Annotated in this window: 16 protein-coding genes; 10 read left to right on the plus strand and 6 right to left on the minus strand. The window is 41.7% G+C overall.

Annotated features, from left to right (window positions below; all coding sequences use genetic code 11):
• Positions 1-118 precede the first annotated feature (118 nt).
• From FO442_RS01655 to FO442_RS01700, 10 genes are all read left to right on the plus strand, one after another.
• Positions 119-2,131: a dipeptidyl-peptidase 3 family protein gene (locus tag FO442_RS01655; RefSeq protein WP_144331394.1), complete on the plus strand. Its 2,013-nt coding sequence runs from the start codon at positions 119-121 to the stop codon at positions 2,129-2,131.
• Between the two features lie 147 nt (positions 2,132-2,278).
• Complete coding sequence (locus FO442_RS01660; RefSeq protein ID WP_144331395.1) at positions 2,279-2,803, plus strand: GNAT family N-acetyltransferase; 525 nt, start codon at positions 2,279-2,281, stop codon at positions 2,801-2,803.
• Positions 2,804-2,834: 31 nt separating this feature from the next.
• Complete coding sequence (locus FO442_RS01665; protein WP_144331396.1) at positions 2,835-3,518, plus strand: hypothetical protein; 684 nt, start codon at positions 2,835-2,837, stop codon at positions 3,516-3,518.
• Between the two features lie 23 nt (positions 3,519-3,541).
• On the plus strand, positions 3,542-4,075 hold the full coding sequence (locus FO442_RS01670; RefSeq protein WP_144331397.1) for a GNAT family N-acetyltransferase: 534 nt from the start codon (positions 3,542-3,544) through the stop codon (positions 4,073-4,075).
• A 57-nt stretch (positions 4,076-4,132) separates the two neighbouring features.
• Positions 4,133-4,702: an acyl carrier protein phosphodiesterase gene (locus FO442_RS01675; RefSeq protein ID WP_144331398.1), complete on the plus strand. Its 570-nt coding sequence runs from the start codon at positions 4,133-4,135 to the stop codon at positions 4,700-4,702.
• Positions 4,703-4,745: 43 nt separating this feature from the next.
• Positions 4,746-6,170 (plus strand): MltF family protein, encoded by a 1,425-nt coding sequence (locus tag FO442_RS01680; RefSeq protein ID WP_144331399.1) that lies wholly within the window; start codon positions 4,746-4,748, stop codon positions 6,168-6,170.
• 27 nt (positions 6,171-6,197) lie between these two features.
• On the plus strand, positions 6,198-7,097 hold the full coding sequence (gene miaA / locus FO442_RS01685; RefSeq protein WP_144331400.1) for a tRNA (adenosine(37)-N6)-dimethylallyltransferase MiaA: 900 nt from the start codon (positions 6,198-6,200) through the stop codon (positions 7,095-7,097).
• A 52-nt stretch (positions 7,098-7,149) separates the two neighbouring features.
• A complete protein-coding gene (locus tag FO442_RS01690) occupies positions 7,150-7,791 on the plus strand; it encodes an ATP-binding cassette domain-containing protein (protein WP_144331401.1) in 642 nt (213 codons plus the stop codon).
• Between the two features lie 3 nt (positions 7,792-7,794).
• The gene (locus FO442_RS01695) at positions 7,795-8,976 is read left to right on the plus strand and encodes a hypothetical protein (protein ID WP_144331402.1); all 1,182 of its coding nucleotides are present in this window, start codon (positions 7,795-7,797) and stop codon (positions 8,974-8,976) included.
• 64 nt (positions 8,977-9,040) lie between these two features.
• Positions 9,041-10,564, plus strand: coding sequence for a thioredoxin-like domain-containing protein (locus tag FO442_RS01700; RefSeq protein WP_186279828.1), 1,524 nt, complete (start codon positions 9,041-9,043; stop codon positions 10,562-10,564).
• A gap of 227 nt (positions 10,565-10,791) precedes the next feature.
• Here the strand turns inward: FO442_RS01700 and FO442_RS01705 are convergent, their stop codons facing one another.
• The 6 genes from FO442_RS01705 to FO442_RS01730 form a co-directional block, all read right to left on the minus strand.
• Entirely contained in the window at positions 10,792-13,236 is a 2,445-nt protein-coding gene (locus tag FO442_RS01705; RefSeq protein ID WP_144331404.1) for a PKD domain-containing protein, read from the minus strand.
• Positions 13,237-13,448: 212 nt separating this feature from the next.
• Complete coding sequence (locus tag FO442_RS01710; RefSeq protein WP_144331405.1) at positions 13,449-14,801, minus strand: MFS transporter; 1,353 nt, start codon at positions 14,799-14,801, stop codon at positions 13,449-13,451.
• Between the two features lie 9 nt (positions 14,802-14,810).
• Entirely contained in the window at positions 14,811-16,034 is a 1,224-nt protein-coding gene (locus tag FO442_RS01715) for an NAD(P)-dependent oxidoreductase (protein WP_144331406.1), read from the minus strand.
• A gap of 8 nt (positions 16,035-16,042) precedes the next feature.
• Positions 16,043-16,666 carry a KdsC family phosphatase gene (locus FO442_RS01720; RefSeq protein ID WP_246073801.1) on the minus strand — a complete coding sequence of 208 codons (624 nt, stop codon included), beginning with the start codon at positions 16,664-16,666 and terminating at the stop codon, positions 16,043-16,045.
• Between the two features lie 62 nt (positions 16,667-16,728).
• The gene (gene aroF, locus FO442_RS01725; protein WP_144331408.1) at positions 16,729-17,727 is read right to left on the minus strand and encodes a 3-deoxy-7-phosphoheptulonate synthase; all 999 of its coding nucleotides are present in this window, start codon (positions 17,725-17,727) and stop codon (positions 16,729-16,731) included.
• Positions 17,724-18,725: a CBS domain-containing protein gene (locus FO442_RS01730; RefSeq protein ID WP_144331409.1), complete on the minus strand. Its 1,002-nt coding sequence runs from the start codon at positions 18,723-18,725 to the stop codon at positions 17,724-17,726. Before FO442_RS01730 ends, aroF begins: the two co-directional genes overlap by 4 nt.
• Positions 18,726-18,778: the final 53 nt, after the last annotated feature.

An 18,778-nucleotide genomic window follows, 5' to 3' on the forward strand; every position in this document is an offset into this window, starting at 1 on the left:
TGAACAACAAATGTTTGTATTTTATCATTTAGTTATTTTAACAATGTGATGAGCGGTGAATCGCTTATTGAGACTGTTTTAAAATATTTCATTAATTTCAAGCAGATAACCGAATGATATGAAAATACAGAATATGATCGCTTTCACTTCCCTTCTGGCGCTTTCTGCGGCTTGCGGGAGTAAGGAAGAATCCACAGAAGAAAATACAGGACCTATGGAAACAACTGTTGAACGATTCGCGGACGTTCAAATCCTGCGCTTTGAAGTTCCAAGCTGGAGCAAGCTTTCTTTAAAGCAAAAAGAGTTGGTCTACTACCTTTCCCAGGCTGGATTGGCCGGAAGAGATATCAATTACGATCAGAATAACCGTTTCAACCTGGAAATACGCAGGTTACTGGAAGCGATCCATGAAAAATATACCGGTGACAAAACTACTTCCGAGTGGAAAAAATTTGACGAATGGAGTAAGCAGGTATTCTTTTCAAACGGAATTCACCACCATTACAGCATGGACAAGATCCAGCCGAAATTCAGCTCTGCATACCTGAATAAACTGATGAAAGCGGTTGAACACAACTTGAGCCCCGAAGCATTGGATGCCATTTTTGATCCGAATTTGGAGAAAAAACGAAAAGTGAAAGATCCGAATGTCGATATGATCGTGGCTTCTGCTAATAATTTCTACGGCAAAGGAGTTACCCAGAAAATGGTAGAAGATTATTATGCCCAAAAACAGGATCTGAACGATCCGAAACCAATTGAATTGGGTTTAAACTCCACGTTAATCCTGAAAAACGGCAAGCTTTACGAAGATGTTTGGAAAAGCAAAGGAAAATATGGATTAGCAATCGATCAGATTATTTTCTGGTTGAGAAAAGCGGTGAAAGTAGCTGAAAATGACCAGCAGGCAAAAGCCCTGAAAGTATTGATCGAATATTACAAAACAGGCAGCCTGAAAAAATGGGACGAATACAATGTGCTGTGGTCCACTGCCACAAAAGGCGATATCGATTACATCAACGGATTTATAGAAACCTACGGTGATGCACTTGGCAAGCGTGCCAACTATGAATCCATCGTGCAGATCAACGACTTTGATGCTTCCAAGCGCATGGCAACAGTAGCAAAAAACGCTCAGTGGTTTGAAGACAATTCTCCATTAATGCCGGAACACAAGAAAAAGAAAGTGGTCGGTGTTTCCTATAAAGTCGTGGAAGTGGCCAGTGAATCCGGTGATGCAGCTCCTTCTACTCCGATTGGTGTCAACCTTCCAAATAACAACTGGATTCGTGAAATACATGGCTCCAAATCCGTTTCATTGGGAAATATCATCGAAGCGTATAACAAAGCCGGCGGACCTGCTCTTGCAGAGGAGTTTGCCAATGATCAGGAAGAAATCGACCGCGCAAACAAATACGGGGCTATTGCAGGTAAAATGCATACGGCATTGCATGAAGTAGTCGGACATGCCAGCGGACAAATCAACAAAGGAGTCGGGCAACCTTCCGAAACATTACAAAATTATGCATCTACATTGGAAGAAGCACGTGCAGATTTGGTTGGATTGTATTTCATCATGGACCAAAAAATGGTTGATTTAGGGTTGATCGAAACCCTCGAAGTAGGGAAAGCGGAATACGACGGCTACATCCGGAATGGGTTGTTAACACAATTGCAGCGTTTGGAAATGGGACAAAATGTGGAAGAAGAACACATGCAAAATCGCCAGTTGGTGAGCGCCTGGGTATTCGAAAAAGGTCAGAAAGACAAAGTGATCGAGAAAATCATCCGAAACGGAAAAACGTATTACGATATCAAGGATTACAACAAACTGCGCACGCTTTTCGGTGAGTTGTTAAGAGAAATCCAGCGCATCAAATCGGAAGGAGATTACCAAGCCGGAAAAGCCCTGGTAGAAACGTATGGAGTAAAAGTCGACAAAAAAGCACATGCGGAAGTATTGCGACGAGTAAAACCATTGAATATTGCTCCTTACAGCGGATTTGTTTATCCGGTGTTTGTTCCGATCATGAACGATGAAGGAAAGATTAAGGATATCAAACTGGAAAACAAACAAGGATTTATCGAGCAAATGCTGTATTACGGGAAGAATCATAGCTTTTTGTATTAAATAACCCAAAGTAATTTTCCCCGCAGATGCACAGATTTTCTGTGCTCCTAACGGAAGCGCTGACTTTATTAAGCGAGTGCGGTAGCCTCGCTATTTAATCTGTGCATCTGTGGAAAACCTTTAATACACCCATCCTATTTTTTAAGAATGAACTTAAGAAAAGCAACCCTATCCGAAATACCCGCAATCTGGGAAATCCTGCAGCAAGCTATTGAACGGAGAAAAGCAGATGGCAGTGAGCAATGGCAGGACGGTTATCCCAACGAACAAACCGTTCGGAACGACCTCGCAAACGATTACGGGTATGTGTTGGTAGACGAAGGTAAAATCATTGCTTACGCTGCCATTATTTTCGATGTGGAGCCTGCTTATACTGATATTGAGGGCAAATGGCTGACGAATGATGAGTATGTGGTAATACACCGGGTCGCCACATCCAATGAAGCGATCGGAAAAGGAATTGCCACCCAACTGTTTAAGCTGATTGAAGATATAGCGCTGGATTCAAAAGTTTACAGCATTAAAGTCGATACTAATTTTGACAATCTTCCGATGCTGAAAATCCTGGATAAATTGGGCTATACTTATTGCGGAGAAGTGTTTTTTCGCGGTTCGGCACGGAAAGCATTTGAAAAAGTATTACGGAGTCGAAACAATCCCCTTAAAAATTAACTAATTTTGAAGTGCCACAAAATCAATTGAAATGAACAAAATCGTTGCTTTACTGCTTTTCACCTTAGTCATCAAATCCGGTTTCGGGCAAAATACTTCTTCTCCGCAGAGTTCCACCAAAACATTCGATCTGATCTCTGACTTATTTGATCTTTCCGGCAATACCAAAATCGGAAGTTTAAGTGGCAATTCAGTAAATATGGGCAGCTTCACCCTTTCAGATTTGTTCAATTCATTTTGGAACAACGCGAATAAACAAGGCGCCAATTCATTTACGGTTGATAGCATCATTTATCACGGTGATACTACATACATCGAAATTTCGATCTATTCGTTAAATGAAGCAGAATTAAAAACAAACCGGGACAAGTATCCGAGAAACAAGATTTATGTCTTCGGAAATATTGATAAACGTAAAGCAAGCAAAAAGATCACGATTAACGATAGGAAGATTGAATTGAAACCACTGGAATATATTTCTTACCAAAACCAGGTAGATGAAGAGACTATTGTCAGTATTGGAGGATCCCGGGGAGCAACAATGCGGATTATAGGAAAAGAAGGCAGACAACCACTGTATTTATCCGCGAGCGTTTCTCATAACGGTATATCCTATTCTTCTTCAGGTACTATGAGCTTCAACAGAGGCAGAGTACATCCGGTCGATTTCAATTTCGGAGCTTTTTTGGTAAAGGTTTTGCCCGAAAAGCGATAACTCAGGGAATCAAATATCACTCTATGACTTTCTCCATCCAACCCATCTTAGAAAACGATCACATCATCCTCTACCCACTCCGGGAAAGCGATTTTGAGGAATTATACGCTGTAGCTTCCGACTCGAAGGTTTGGGAACAGCATCCGAACAAAGACCGCTGGAAACGGGAGATCTTTCAAAACTTCTTTAAAGGAGCTATGGAAAGCAAAGGTGCCTTCAAAATTATCGACAAATCAAACGGAAAGACGATCGGATGCACGCGTTACTACGATTACAATGAAGCGGAAAATTTCATCTTGATAGGTTATACATTTTATGGAACAGATTCCTGGGGAAAAGGCATCAATTCGATGGTCAAGAAACTCATGCTGAATTACATTTTTCAATTCGTACCCACTGTGCATTTTCACGTGGGGGCAAACAACCTGCGGTCACAAATAGCCATTGGCCGTTTGGGTGCAGAAAAGATCGCAGAAGAAGACGTAGCTTATTTCGGCGAAGCACCAAAATTGAATTTCATTTATGAGATTAAAAAAGAACATTGGGCTTTTGGATAAAAGACTTTATTAAACAATTGACAATTTCAGAATGGATTATTTATTTATCTTAACCCCATGAACTATCTCGGGCACATCTACTTTTCCAACAACGACCCACAACTGGCTGTAGCAAACCTTTTCGGTGATTTTATCAAAGGAAAAAAATACCTGGAATATCCCGAACACATTCAAAAAGGTGTTTTATTGCATCGCAAAATTGACAACTTCATCGACCACCATTTTGAGGTCATTCACCTGATCCATACCATTCGCGGACAGTTACCGAAAGTAGCCCCGATTGCCATTGATATCTACTTCGATCACTTGCTGGCAAGAAACTGGGACCGGTACCATCCACTCCGACTACCCGTTTTTTTAGCAGATTTTTATTCCAAAATTGATCTGACAAATGAACCTTACCCAGCCGATTTTAAGCAGTTTGTGAATTTATTGATCGAACGGAACTGGATCAGTTATTATCCCACAGAAGAAGGGCTATACCGGATGTGCCAGGGAGTGAGCCGCAAGCTCTCTTTTGAAAACGCGCTAACGAACGGGCACACCGTGTTTCAGCACTTTGAGAACGAAATTACTAGTTGCTTTCATGAATATATGCGCGATGCAAATGAATATTTAATGGAGTGAGATTCCGCTTTTTTCTCGTAATTTGTTCGTAAGTTTGATTATTATGCCGCAGACCAAATCGCGAATTTCTTGTCTTCTCCTTCTAGTCGGGTGCCTGATTATGGCATCCTGTTCCGAAGAAAAAACAGATTCGAGAAAGAAGCCGTTAGATACACATGATTTTGATCTTCCGGGAATCTACAAACGTGGCAGCCTGGTCATTCTGGCAGAAAACAGTTCCACATCTTTCTTCATTTACAAAGGCAAAAAAATGGGGTTCGAATATGAAATCCTGAAAGAATTTGCAGAAGAATTGGGGGTAAAACTGGAAGTGAAAATCGTCAACAACCTCGATGAGATCAACGCCATGCTGAATCGCGGTGAAGGAGATATCATTGCGTGCAACTATACTGTTACCCGTGAAAGGAGATCCGAAATCAATTTCTCGACCCCTTTCCTCCAAACAAATCAGGTATTGATCCAACGAAAACTCACCCCGGAAACAAAAGACCAAAAAGTCACCTTTATTACCGATCCGATCCAGTTGGGGAATAAAAAAGTAGTAGTTTGGGAACATTCCAGTTATTATACCCGGCTGATTCATTTACAGGATGAAATTGGCGATACGATTATGATCCGCCCGACTCAGGCACAGGAAGGTGTAGAAGAACTCATCGAACAAGTTTCAAACGGGGTCATCGATTATACCGTTGCAGAACGCAATGTAGCTGAAATCAACGAACGATTTTACGATAATCTGGACGTAAGCATGCCGATTTCTTTCAAACAGAACATTGCCTTCGGGTTGAATAAAAAATCACCCATCCTTCAAAAACGATTGAATATCTGGCTTTCCAAATTTATGAACAAGGAAGCTTTCTCGTATATTAAACGCAAGTATTTCGAACAAATCAACAGTTCATTAGGAGTAGCCAGCAACTTCAAATCGAGAAGAGGAAGTATTTCACCGTTTGATGCCATTTTAAAAGTGGAAGGAGCGAAATACAACATCGACTGGCGTTTGGTTGCTGCATTGATCTACCACGAAAGTAAATTCAATCCGAATGCCCGTGCATTTGGTGGCGCATACGGGTTGATGCAGTTTATGCCAGGAACCGGACCGAAATTCGGAGTCTATCCCACTTCACCTCCGGAAGTACAAATTCAGGGAGGATACAAGTACTTGAGTCGGATTACCAAATTGTGGACAGCAATTAAAGACGACAATGAACGCAATAAATTCATTCTGGCAAGTTACAATGCCGGTGCCGGGCATATCCTGGATGCGCAGCGACTGGCTGAAAAGAAAGGATTGAACCCGCATGTTTGGGAAAACAACGTGGAAGCCATGGTTATGAATCTCGGAAAACACGCATATTACACAGACGAAGTTGTTAAAAGCGGTGCTTTCAGAGGCAACATCTGTATTCGTTATGTTCGTGGAATTACCGCTCGTTACGAAACATACAAAACACTTGTTAAGCGTTGATTTCACTTAGAAATCGTACTTTTGCGCATGCAACAGCTGATCGTTATTGAAGGCCCGACAGCGAGTGGAAAGACTTCACTTGCCGTGGCATTGGCCAAAGCATGGAATACAGTTGTTATTTCTGCGGATTCCAGGCAGTTCTATAAAGAATTGGCGATCGGAACGGCCAAACCTTCTTTGGAAGAAATGGAAGGTATCCGGCATTATTTTATCGATTCTCATCCCATTTCAACACCCGTAAGTGCTGCCCAATTTGAGACGGAAGCCATGGAATTGATCTGCGGAGAATTGGCACTTCATCCGAAAGTGGTTTTAGTCGGGGGTTCCGGAATGTTTATTGACGCCTTATGCATCGGTCTTGACCCGATTCCAACAAATACTGACGTGCAGCAGGAACTGAGAAAAGAACTGGAAGAAAAAGGAATCGAACCCCTGCTCCTGGAATTAAAAGAAACAGATCCGGAATTCTATCACCAGGTCGACAAACAAAACCCGATGCGGATCTTAAGAGCTTTGGAAGTCATTCGTTCTACGCATATCCCTTTTAGTGACTGGAGAAAGAACGAACTCCCGAAACGCCCTTTTGAAGTCATCCGTTTTGTGATCAATCATCCGAGAGAAATTCTGTATGAGCGTATCAATCAACGCGTAGACCGGATGATCGAAGCAGGGTTGATCGAAGAAGTGAAAAACGTGGCAAAATATCGAAACCTGACCGCTCTGCAAACGGTTGGATACAAAGAAGTGTTTGATTACCTGGACGGAAAAATCGATTTGGCTATGTGTATTTCAAAAATAAAACAGCATACACGCAATTATGCCAAAAGACAACTGACCTGGTTTAAGAAACACCCGGATACTATTTGGCTCAATGCAAAACCGGTCGGTGAACTGTGTAATGAGATCCTTCAATTCGTTGAAAAGTAATACCTTGCAATCTTGGAATGATATTTGAAATTGAGATCAAAAAGGAACTAAGATGAACATTCAATTTAACCAGGTGATGCCATTTCCGCTCGCTTCCATTTCTCATGGAACAGAGAGTATTTGGGGAAACAGCGCACAGCTTGAGACCGGCAAAAAAATCCTCCTGAATGCATCTTCCGGAAAAGGAAAATCGACTTTTTCCCTGACAATTTTCGGGATCCGGAAAGATTACGACGGAAACATTCTGTATAATGGGCGCGACATCAAAACGTTTTCTGTAGATGAATGGGTAGAAATCCGTCAACGAAAAATATCCACCGTATTCCAGGACCTGCAGCTTTTCCATAAATTGACCGTAGCAGAAAACTTGTTGCTAAAGAATCAATTGACCGGCTATAAAACGGAATCTGAAATCAAAACCATGCTGGCCGAATTGGAGATCGATCATAAGTGGAATGATCCATGCGGACTCTTGTCGATGGGACAACAACAGCGTGTGGCAATTGTACGATCTCTTTGTCAGCCATTCAACTGGCTGATTCTCGACGAACCTTTTTCCCACCTGGATGAACGAAACAGTTTGCGCTGTTTGTCTATGATCGATGCGGAATGTACCAGACAAAAAGCAGGATTTGTACTCACATCTCTGGATGATGACAACCGTTTTTCTTACGATTACGAATTAAAGCTCTGAGCCATGTTACGCAAATTATTATTTCAATACCAGGACAAACGCCAATTGGTAATTGCTGTTATCGGAGCTTTTCTGGGAATGACCTTCCTGATTACTTCCATTCACTACCTGATCAAGGTCAATGATTTTGGGAAAGGAGCAGAAATACTCGGTCCGAACACCGTTATCGTTCAAAAGAAAGTTTCCAGCTTCAACACACTCAATCTGGCCAAAACCGATTTCTCGCTGAGCGAAATCGAAGAGATGAAAAAGAAACCCTTCATTCTGGATGTACAGCCCGTTGAATCGAATAACTTCAACATCACGATCGAAACAGCAGATCCCTCTGTGCCACGATTCAGAGGAGATATTTTCATTCAAACCGTAGATCCGGACTTCCTGGATATCAACTTAACTGATTTCCATTGGAAAGATGGCGACACACTTGTTCCTATTCTCATGCCACGCGACTTGCTCGTTATGATGAACATGTTCATGAGTTCGAAAAACATGCCCCAGATCAGTGATGAACTGGCTATGGATATCAAATTCAAGTTTGCCCTGATCAGCGACACCGGGAAACAGTATATTTCGTGCAAAATAATTGGCTTTTCAAATGATATGCCTTCTGTATTGGTTCCTCAAAACTTTATGACGTGGGCAAACAATCGTTTCGCTCCGAATACAGAACAAAAGATCACGCAGATCATGATTTCCGGAAAAGAGAATGAATTTGGACTGGTAGAACACATGCTGCAAGAAAAACACCTGGAATCCAAAAATGCACAGGTTGCTATCGGTCGTTTAAAAAGTACTGTCGGAACGCTGATTCTCGTGGTTTTGGGAATTTCCGTCATTGCAGTGTTCCTTTCCGGTTTGGTTTTAATTCAATACCTCCAGTTGTTATTGAGTAAGAATTTATACGAAGTACGAACTTTGATGCGTTTGGGACATCATCCTAATTCATTGGTAAAGAACTTCTTTGTTTACTTTTCCAAAGTTTTTGGAGTAATTGGCATGCTAAGTCTGGCTTCCTTTATCGGATTTAAGTTATTTTTAGACTCCCTATTAAAGGATGGAGGTTTGTATATCGATACGAGTTTAAGTGTGCTGAGTATTCTTGCATTGGTTTTTGCTTATTCCCTGTTCGCACTCGCCTCCTATTTAAGCGCCCGCAAGGGAATTTACGAACAGAACAATGGTTAATTTTCTGTTAAACCAATGACTTTATTAAATTTGCTACGTCATGATAATAAATAAACACGCAAACATGAAACAACTTCTAGTAATTCCCTTACTGCTTGTATCAACATTTGGATTTAGTCAAAAACTGCGCTTCAAAGTAGAAGGAGCCAAAGACACCACCGTTTTCCTGACAAAATATTATGGCTCTAAGCTGTTTTATGCCGATACAGCTGAAATGAAAGGCGGAGTAGTTGAATTTACCGCTAAACCGGATCTAAAACCGGGAATCGTTGCTTTATTAATGCCCGGGCAAAAATACTTCGAAGTCATATACAACAAAGAAGACATCAATATCGAGACAAAAGCTCCCGATTTTGTTACCAATATGAAGGTAAAGAAATCAGAGGAGAACAAAGTATTTGTTGCTTACATCAACTATTTGCAGGAACAACGCAAAGTAGCAACAGGATTCTCCAAAGAACGGGAAAAATACAAAGAAGGAGATCCTGAATACAAAAGTTTCGGAGAGAAGATGGACTCTGTTTCCAAATTAGTTGCAGCCTACCAAACAGATTTACAAAAGAACAATCCCACAAAATTAGTTTCCAAAATCATTAAAATGTCGATGGATGTTCAAGTTCCCGAAGCACCGAAAGATGCAAACGGAAAAGTGATCAATCCCAACTATCGATACGAATACTACCGTTCCCACTACTGGGACAATATAGACCTGAAAGATGACCGCTTGGTAAATACACCGGTTTTCGGTTCTAAAATGGAATACTTTTTTGGAAAAAATATGTTGATCCAACATCCGGATACGGTTTTGGCCTTTGCATTCCCGTTCTGCGATCAATTGGACAAAAAATCAGAATTATTCAAATATTCCGTAGATTACATTACCAATACTTTTGCGAAGTCAAACATCATGGGAATGGACAAAGTCTATGTCTACATGGTCAATCGTTACTACTGTCAGAATGATGCTGAAGGAAATTCGATTGCTTACTGGATGAAAGACAAAGAAAAGCTGAAAGAATTGTGTGAGGAAAACAAGATTAAAATGAACCTCGTGCAGGGTGTTCGCCCACCAAACATCAGCTTACGGGATACGACAGATGTAAACTGGAAGGACTTCTACAGCCTGAAAAGCGAATACACCATTCTTTATTTCTGGGACCCTGAATGCGGGCATTGTAAAAAAACGACTCCGAAATTACAGACTTTGTACGAAAAGAAATTCAAACAGCGGAACGTAGAGATTTTTGCGGTAGGAAAAGCAACAGGAGAAGATTTCGAGAAGTGGAAAAAATTCATTCGCGATAACAAACTCGAGTTTATCAATGTGGGATTGACCAAGAAATTATTTGAAGATGCAACCGCTGACCCACGGCAGTTTATCCCCAAATACACGACACTGGAAGCGTTGAATTATCATGATACCTATGATATCTATGCAACACCAAGAATCTTCGTGTTGGATAAAGACAAAAAAATTATCGCGAAGCAATTGACTATCTCTCAATTGGAAGATTTCATTGACCGCATGCAGAATATTAAAAACCCTGAGAAGATCTTCCCTCCTGATCCGGAAGAAGAAGCTCATTGATCATTGAAAGGCCAGTCTACCGCAGATTGGCCTTTTTTTTTACCCGATCAACGGTCGAACGTGAATCAAAATTAAACACGCATTTCATTGCCTGCATATCCTGCGTTTTATTTTCCTGTTACGACAACAATATCAATGTATTTGGTTATACCAGATATTTGCAGAGTCCCCCCCTCATTTCAGTGCCACCTGTGACGTAACCTTGCGTTATTACGTCAATTTATTATTCACTTCAACAAATTCACATGACCATGAACCACTTCCCTTTCACTGTTCCAAATAGAACCAAACTCAATTCGCCAAATATAAATTCCATCCGAAACCAATTCATCGTGATACGTGCCATCCCACCCGACTTCCGGATCATTTGATTCGAAAACCACTTCTCCCCAGCGATTGAAAACCAGGAAATTGAAATCAGCAGGATCAACTCCGTAAGCAAAAACAGGACGAAAGACCTGGTTGAACTCATTCCCATCCGGTGTAAACGTATTCGGGACGTAGTAAATACTTCCGCCTTCCATGTAAATAACCCCATACGCAATATCACTGCAACCATCTTCATTCGTAACAGTTAATGCAATTCGATACGAACCAAATGCATTCGGAGAATAACTGTGAGCCGGTTCAAAAAGAGTTGAAAAGGTATTATCACCAAAATTCCATTCATACTGATTCCCACCTACCGAATTGTTGATCATGGTAGTCGTTGAATTCTCATCATTCAAAATTGCGGGTACAGGCGAAAATAATGCTGTCGGAGAAGCCGATACACAAATGAGCGAGTCAAAATCCATTGTATCAACACAACCGCCACTCGAAGTTACTTCCAGAGACAGGTCATAACAACCCGGATTGTCAAATATCACAGATTGATTTCCGCACCCGGAAATGGTCGTTCCATCCGAAAAAGTCCAGGTAGAAGAAGTACAATCGGTTGTTGTATTATTGAACGAAACAGTCAAAGGGGCACAACCGGAAGTTACGGAAGGATTAACTGAAATGACCGGAAAAGGATTCACCGTGACCAATACACTGTCCGTAGCCGTGCATTCCCCGTTGGGACTTACAGCAACTACTGTGTAAACAGTTGTCATTTGTGGGTAAAATGGTTGATCATTAACAACGCCGTTATTCCAGCTCATTACAGCATTGTTACTCATTGAGAAAGCGTGCAACAGGACATTTTCTCCGCTACAGATCGTTTGGTCTGGCCCCGCGTCTATACTTAAATTATTCAGGTTAACCGAAATGGTATCTCTGGCCGAACAACTCGTCGGACCATAAACTACGGAAAGCCAATAATCCCCGGAAGTAGAAACCGTTATATAAGGAGTGGTTTCACCGGTAGACCACAAATAAGAAGCTGCAATAATAGTTGTGGTTATCGTGACGCTCTCTTCGCACACTTCGATATCCGGACCGATATTAATTGAACTAAAAGGCACGGTACTTTCCGGAAAGCCTATATTAAAAGAATAAAGCGGCCCCCACTGACCGGCAGTCGCTCCATAGGGCTGTTGAGCACAATTGGAATTGTTGGATATGTTAATTCCCGGATCACCGGGAACGAATGAAGTGGTTACATTGGCTGCAGGAAGTACACTTCCTGAAAATTGGATCGCACCGGTTCCACCTCCACCGCCAGGACCAAAACAGGATGGATACGTCGTCTGTATATCCCCTCCGTTACCACCATCCACGCGTAAGATCACATTTCCGCTGAATGCATTTACATCCAAAGCAATAGTGCCACCTGCGCCGCCGCCGCCAGCACCATCTCCAATCGTATTGGGAACGGAAACAACGTTTTCACCACACGATTCGATAATCATATTATTGGATAGGATTGTTGCCGCACGAATCAGAATGATCCCTCCTCCGTTTCCTCCGGCACTTCCCGCTCCGTCATTAAAATCAGGAGATCCGCCTCCGCCTCCCATGAAAAGTCTTCCGTTACTGTAATCCAATGCAGTCCCACCTTCTCCACCGACAGGTTGTTGCCCGCAAAAAAATGCCTGATCGCCACCCCGTCCGCCTTTGGTCCCATTGGAACCGCCACCGCCACCTGTGTTGTGCTTATTTCCGCCGCCACCGCCATTTCCCAGTGCGCCACGACCTCCATTCATGGTAAAAGGAACTTCTGCAATTCCTTCTCCTTTTTGAGCTCCGTAACCGGATGCAACCGGATAAAAGTAATCAGGAAAATTACCGCACCCTCCATCCGGATTTAATGATGAAAATGAACCGTTAAACCCTTTCCCGTTCAATGAAACAGGCGCGTTTAAAGTCAATGTTCCGGAAACTTCCATTACCAAAACACCACCGGTACTTCCATTCCAACCCTGAGCCGTCAACGTGCCCGTAACTGTAACATTGGTATACTGAGGAACACGGATAAGCTGCACATAGCCAGTTACTTCATAGGTATTTAACAATCGGTATTGAAACGAAACCGCATTTCCCGAAATCGATGAAACAGTTGCAAACTCATAACGTCCGCAATGGTGGTAATCTGTTATCGTGCCGAAAGCCGGTGTATTGCCGGTATTAATCTCTGCGCCTTTCATTTGAATAATCAGTACACGGTCTCCAACTGAAAGAAAAGAAGTGTTCTGCACTTCAATCTGATTACATGAAATACTGGTCACAGGTGTGTACTGATTAATCACGCCGGAAATTTGCGCATGAATTCGGTTGAATAAACAACTTGAGAAAATAATTAGAAAAAGAAACCAAAATTTCATAAAAACGGCGTGCTTAAAAGCAATAACGCACCTTTCCAGAAAAAAGTTTATCCAAATCTATTTTTTTTGATTGCAACTGACAATGATTGATATGTCAAGCGAATTGTCAATAATCAAGGATATGCACTTCTTGATAATTATTCGTATACTCCTTCCAAATCACTGCGTTCGTGCTTAGGTATCCGGAACAGCATCACTAATCCGACTACAAAGAAGAACGCCACAGAAACGACTGAAAAGCGCATGTCATCGAAAATAATTTCCATTGTTCCGAAAAACAAGGTACCCGTTACGATACCGATCTTTTCTGTCGCATCATAAAAAGAAAAATAACTTGCGTGATCTTCTGTTTCAGGTAGAAACTTGGAATACGTAGAACGAGCCATTGCCTGCACACCTCCCATTACCAAACCGACAGTTGCTGCCAATGCATAAAACTGAACCGGCGTTTTAATAATAAACGCTGCGCAACAAATTCCTATCCAAATCACAATAGAGATTCCCAATGTCCGGATATTCCCGATACGTCTTGAAAGTCGCGACATGATAAATGCACCTCCGGCACCTAATAACTGAATGAGCAAAATAGCAATGATCAATCCGCTGTCATCCGGCTTCCCATCTTTTACAGGCCACAGAATTTCCTTTTTCGCAAAAAAAGTGGCCATCAACATCACGGTTTGTACCCCTGTATTGAAAAAGAAAAATGCCGTCAAGTATTTCTTTAAACGGATAGTTTGTCTGAATTCCATGAAAACGTGCCGTAATTCCCGGAACCCTTTCCAGATATACCCTTTTTCCTTCGTTTCCTTTCTGACGGAATTCGGAAGTACGCGGTAGGTGAATTGGGAGAATAATAACCACCAGATTCCTACAAGAACGAAACACCATTTTGCTTCAAGGGTCTTTGTTTGGATTAGTACTAAACAAATAATTAATAGGATCATAGACCCAATATATCCCATAGAAAAACCTCTTGCCGATATTTTATCGTGATCTTTCGGTTCGGCAATTTCCGGCAGATAGGCATTGTAGAAAACCAAACTGTTCCAGAAACCTATGCTGGCAAAGAACAAACTGGTCAGTCCCAGTTCTATTTTAGCCGGATCAAAGAAATAAAGCGTCATACAGGATGCCGCACCCAAGTAACAGAAAAACTGTAAAAAGCGCTTCTTATTTCCCAAATAATCTGCGATTCCGGACAAAAAAGGCGAAAAGAAGGATACACACAAGAACGAGGCAGAAAGCACAAAACTCATCAAAGCCGTATTGGACAGTTCCCAACCAAAGAAATTCACGGTGACATTTACGCCATCCGGCAAACTTTGAGTTTCCAGATAACCGTGAGTCTCCTTGAAATGTTTTGTTGTTACGTTATCATAGAAAATCGGGAAGATGGCAGATGAGATCACCAGGTTGTAGACGGAGTTTGCCCAGTCATACATGACCCATCCCCTGATAACTTTTTTGTCGCCTTTCTGTATCGCCATAGCAGGGTTTTAAGCTGTCACCTGATTGACATAATCATTCAGGTATGCAAAGTAAGAAGTTAAATTTCCATTCAAATCCGTTTCGGAACCTCTTCCAATGATATTATCCGGATCATCGCCGAATAAATGAGGGAAAACAGATTTGATCAATTCGTTTCCAAAATCCTCCGAAGCATCTTTCGGTAATTCGCACGGCAGGTTATCTACTGCCATTACCATGATCGACCCTTCTTGTTTCCAATCGCATTCCTGTCGTGTTTCCGGATCGTACCCGTAAAACGGATCTGCAATTTTGGAAGCCCGCAGTGTGGATGCAATCGGTCCCTGGATATCACAGGAAACATCCGCAATCACCTTGATCTTGTTTTTATCGGATCTCAAATCCGAATCGGTGAGAATGAACGGTGATTTATTGCTCCAGAAATGACAGGCAACATACACGTCTGCCTCTTCAGAATATCTTTTGAAACTGGATTCATACAGCTCCGGTGTCGCATAAAATTCCTGCTTAACGAACGGTTTCCCGTCTTTACGTCGGTAGTAATCTTCGATTTCCAAATGTGTAAAAACCGGCGTGTCAAATTTTTCGCTCAGAAATTCTTCCGGGCTCACTTCCGTAAACGGCAAAATATCCATAATCTCGCGCGCTCCGTACCCCACTCTTCCAAAACCGGTTAAAACCAGTTTCATGTTTTCAGGAAAAACCGCTTTATGCAATTCGTTTTCCATTTCTTTTCTGCCTACACATTCATTGGCCGGTTTCAAATGAAAAGTATTTGTTTTTTCTCCGTAGGCACGGATTCCGTTATAAGCACCTACAATTCCGGCATAGCGACCAAAACCGATAATGCGTTTATTTTCTTTGGACTTCAGAACTTCGTAATCGATCAATTGAATTTTCTTGTCCAGGATCGCCCTTAGTAAATTCCTGTTATAGGGTTGTTTTTTAATGGTGTGTGAAAAGAACAGGAATTTCTTTCCCGGGATCAGGTCTTCAATATTTACCTCTTTCACTCCCATAATAACGTCACAATCCGACAAATCCTTCACCACTTCAATCCCCTCAGCCGCGTACTCTTCATCACTGAATGCACGGATCTCACTTTCCTGAACAAAAACTTTCACTTGTGGAAATTTCATTTCAACTAACCTGCATTGCTTTGGTGTAAGTGGAACCCGCTTATCAGGCGGCACTTTTCCTTCCCGGATGATGCCTAATTTCACTTGATTCATGTTGTTGTTTAAAATTCTTTTATTGGTTCGGAAAGCAGAAAATTATCGATAAATTCTCTCACAACACCCGTACCGCCATTTTTTGTTAATACAATATCTACCTCTTTCTTGACTTCCTGAACGGCATCTTTCGGACACGCGCTCAGTCCAACCTCGCGCATAATGGACAAATCATTGATGTCATCACCAATAATTGCTACCTCATTCAAAGTAATGGACAATTCCTCACACCATTGTCTTAGAATCGTAATTTTCTGATCTCTACCGACATAAACTCGAGTTATATTCAGTGTCTCAGCCCTGTTTCGAACCATTTGATCCGTAAATGCCGATGAAATAATCCCACAAAGCAATCCTTTTTCCTGAGCTTTCATTATACCCATTCCATCTTTGGAATTGTATTTTTTCACCTGGTCTCCCGATTCTGTATAATACATTCCTCCATCTGTCATGACACCATCCACATCCAGGATTAGGAACTTGATCTTTTCAATCTTGGATTTCAAATGATCAAAGACAAATAATGGCTTGAACAACAGGGAATAAAAATCAACTTCATACTCCTCTGCTATTGCTTCCAAATCCAGGACAGACAATTCGGTGACCCCGTCTATGTCAAAGTCCTTCAGCATCTGATAAAAATCGACCCCGAATTTTGCACAAAGACCTTTTATATTTTGCTCTAAAAACAAGATTATACCATTTTATATCCAACGCTTGCTGCAATCGGATGAAGTGTTTGTAACAATTGCTTGAATTCCTCATGATTCAATTGCTGGGAAGCATCGGATTTGGCAACTTTGGGATTCGGATGAACTTCCACCAATAATCCGTCAACTCCCAAAGCAATACATGCCCGGGACAACCCTGCCACACCATATGCGTATCCCATTGCATGACTCGGATCCAAAATGACAGGAAGATTTGTATAGTGCTTCAACCATTCCACTCCGCACAAGTCCAATGTAAAACGCGTACCCGTTTCAAAAGTACGTATCCCGCGCTCACATAGAACTACGTTTTCATTTCCACCGGAAAGAACAAACTCAGCCGCCTGAACAAACTCCTGTAAAGTGGTGCCGAATCCACGTTTAATCAAAACTGTTTTCTGCGTTTTTGCACATGCCCGTAAAATTCCCTGGTCATACATTGCCTTCGCTCCGACCTGGATCACATCCGCATATTCGATGATTTCATCGATATGTGTTGCGTCACGCGCTTCTGTTACGACTGCAAATCCATATTCTTCACGCATCTTAGCGAGTAACTTCAATCCTTCCAATCCCAATCCCTGGAAACTGTACGGGCTTGTTCTCGGTTTATAACATCCACCGCGAAGTGCCGTTAATCCCAAGGATTTTAGCAATTCGGAAGATTGCCTGATCTGTTCTTCCGACTCAACGGAACATGGTCCGGAAATTAGAATGGTGTTTCCTGTTTTTCCACCTACCGTTACATCCCCGATTTTCACTTCACGGGTTTCCGGACGGTAATTTCGTGAAGCCAATTGCATGTCATTGGGAAATACCCAATGCGCTTCAGTCACCGATTCCAAAGCTGCAGGAACTTCTTTCACACCGGATCCGGTTACCAATACATTGATACCTTGAGAAACCAGGTGGAATGCTTTGTTTTCTGCAGCCAGTTTAGCTGCTTCAGTTGAATTGACTGATTTTTTTAAATGAATGATCATATTTCCCCTTTAATCAGGTTTACGAATGTTAAGATTCCTTTTGCTTTATTGTTTTGGTCCACAACGGGTAAATAAAGAATCGGGAACGTGTATTTTTTAATTTGCTGCAGTAAATCATTGACTGTTGCTGTTTCGTGAATTACCAAAGGTTTGGAGTTCATGATTTCAGCAATGGATTCATTGTTCAGATTTCCCCCCGTACGGATTAAACTTTTGCGGATATCTGCATTGGAAATCAACCCTCTCAAATTAGTTGTTTCGTCAACAACTAAAGTAAAGCCCAATTTTCCATCTTCCACCGAATTCAACACTTCAGATATGGATGCATTCTCCCCCACTGATGGTGATTCTGTCAGCGGAATCATGAAGTCTTTCACCAAAAACTGGGAATCCACATTGCGTTTCGTCAGGTCCATTAATGCATGTCCCACGCTAGGTGCGTTAAACAAATAAGATCCGGAAACCGAAGTATGAACTCCCATATTCCGTAAAATGAAGGAAACTTCTCCGTTGACTCCACCATCTACATGTACGGATTTTGACGGGTATTTCTTTTGAAAATCGCGAATTTTCTTGAAGTTTACAGCATCAAAAACACCTCCGCTTTGTCCGGGAACGGTTGCCATGATCAAAATGAAATCGAAACTGCTGTATGTATCAAATGCTTCGATCGGGGTCGGAGTAATAATTGCCAATCCTTTTTTTCCCTTAATATCGGAAGGAATCAACAAGTCCTCTTCCAAATCCTCCAATTGGAACGTTACATATTCCACCGGTACGGCCCGAAGCAAATCGAAATAATTGGATGGGTTCTTCGTGATGATATGCAAATCGATCGGAATGTTACACCATGCCCGGACCCGGCTGATATCTTCAAAAACAGAAGGGTCATCATTACAATCAACATGAAGCAGATCCACATGGTGAGCGGCCAAATCTTGGATCGTTTCCGACAGTTCGCGTTTCTTATCCGAATAAATCGAAGCAGATATTCTCATAGGACAAAAATAAGGAAAGTATTTCCTTCATACCTTCTATTTTCAGAATGATA

Origin of the sequence: Fluviicola chungangensis, from assembly GCF_007558725.1 — a bacterium.
Taxonomy (GTDB): Bacteria; Bacteroidota; Bacteroidia; order Flavobacteriales_D; family Crocinitomicaceae; genus Fluviicola; species Fluviicola chungangensis.

What these genes read in the sequence shown, in the direction of transcription:
- FO442_RS01670 (WP_144331397.1), top strand. Translation starts at nt 3,542, where the DNA reads ATGACTTTCTCCATCCAACCCATCTTAGAAAACGATCACATCATCCTC.
- FO442_RS01675 (WP_144331398.1), top strand. Translation starts at nt 4,133, where the DNA reads ATGAACTATCTCGGGCACATCTACTTTTCCAACAACGACCCACAACTG.
- miaA (WP_144331400.1), top strand. Translation starts at nt 6,198, where the DNA reads ATGCAACAGCTGATCGTTATTGAAGGCCCGACAGCGAGTGGAAAGACT.
- FO442_RS01720 (WP_246073801.1), bottom strand. Translation starts at nt 16,666, where the DNA reads ATGCTGAAGGACTTTGACATAGACGGGGTCACCGAATTGTCTGTCCTG.
- FO442_RS01690 (WP_144331401.1), top strand. Translation starts at nt 7,150, where the DNA reads ATGAACATTCAATTTAACCAGGTGATGCCATTTCCGCTCGCTTCCATT.
- FO442_RS01715 (WP_144331406.1), bottom strand. Translation starts at nt 16,034, where the DNA reads ATGAATCAAGTGAAATTAGGCATCATCCGGGAAGGAAAAGTGCCGCCT.
- FO442_RS01700 (WP_186279828.1), top strand. Translation starts at nt 9,041, where the DNA reads ATGAAACAACTTCTAGTAATTCCCTTACTGCTTGTATCAACATTTGGA.
- FO442_RS01680 (WP_144331399.1), top strand. Translation starts at nt 4,746, where the DNA reads ATGCCGCAGACCAAATCGCGAATTTCTTGTCTTCTCCTTCTAGTCGGG.
- aroF (WP_144331408.1), bottom strand. Translation starts at nt 17,727, where the DNA reads ATGATCATTCATTTAAAAAAATCAGTCAATTCAACTGAAGCAGCTAAA.
- FO442_RS01695 (WP_144331402.1), top strand. Translation starts at nt 7,795, where the DNA reads ATGTTACGCAAATTATTATTTCAATACCAGGACAAACGCCAATTGGTA.
- FO442_RS01665 (WP_144331396.1), top strand. Translation starts at nt 2,835, where the DNA reads ATGAACAAAATCGTTGCTTTACTGCTTTTCACCTTAGTCATCAAATCC.
- FO442_RS01660 (WP_144331395.1), top strand. Translation starts at nt 2,279, where the DNA reads ATGAACTTAAGAAAAGCAACCCTATCCGAAATACCCGCAATCTGGGAA.
- FO442_RS01730 (WP_144331409.1), bottom strand. Translation starts at nt 18,725, where the DNA reads ATGAGAATATCTGCTTCGATTTATTCGGATAAGAAACGCGAACTGTCG.
- FO442_RS01710 (WP_144331405.1), bottom strand. Translation starts at nt 14,801, where the DNA reads ATGGCGATACAGAAAGGCGACAAAAAAGTTATCAGGGGATGGGTCATG.
- FO442_RS01655 (WP_144331394.1), top strand. Translation starts at nt 119, where the DNA reads ATGAAAATACAGAATATGATCGCTTTCACTTCCCTTCTGGCGCTTTCT.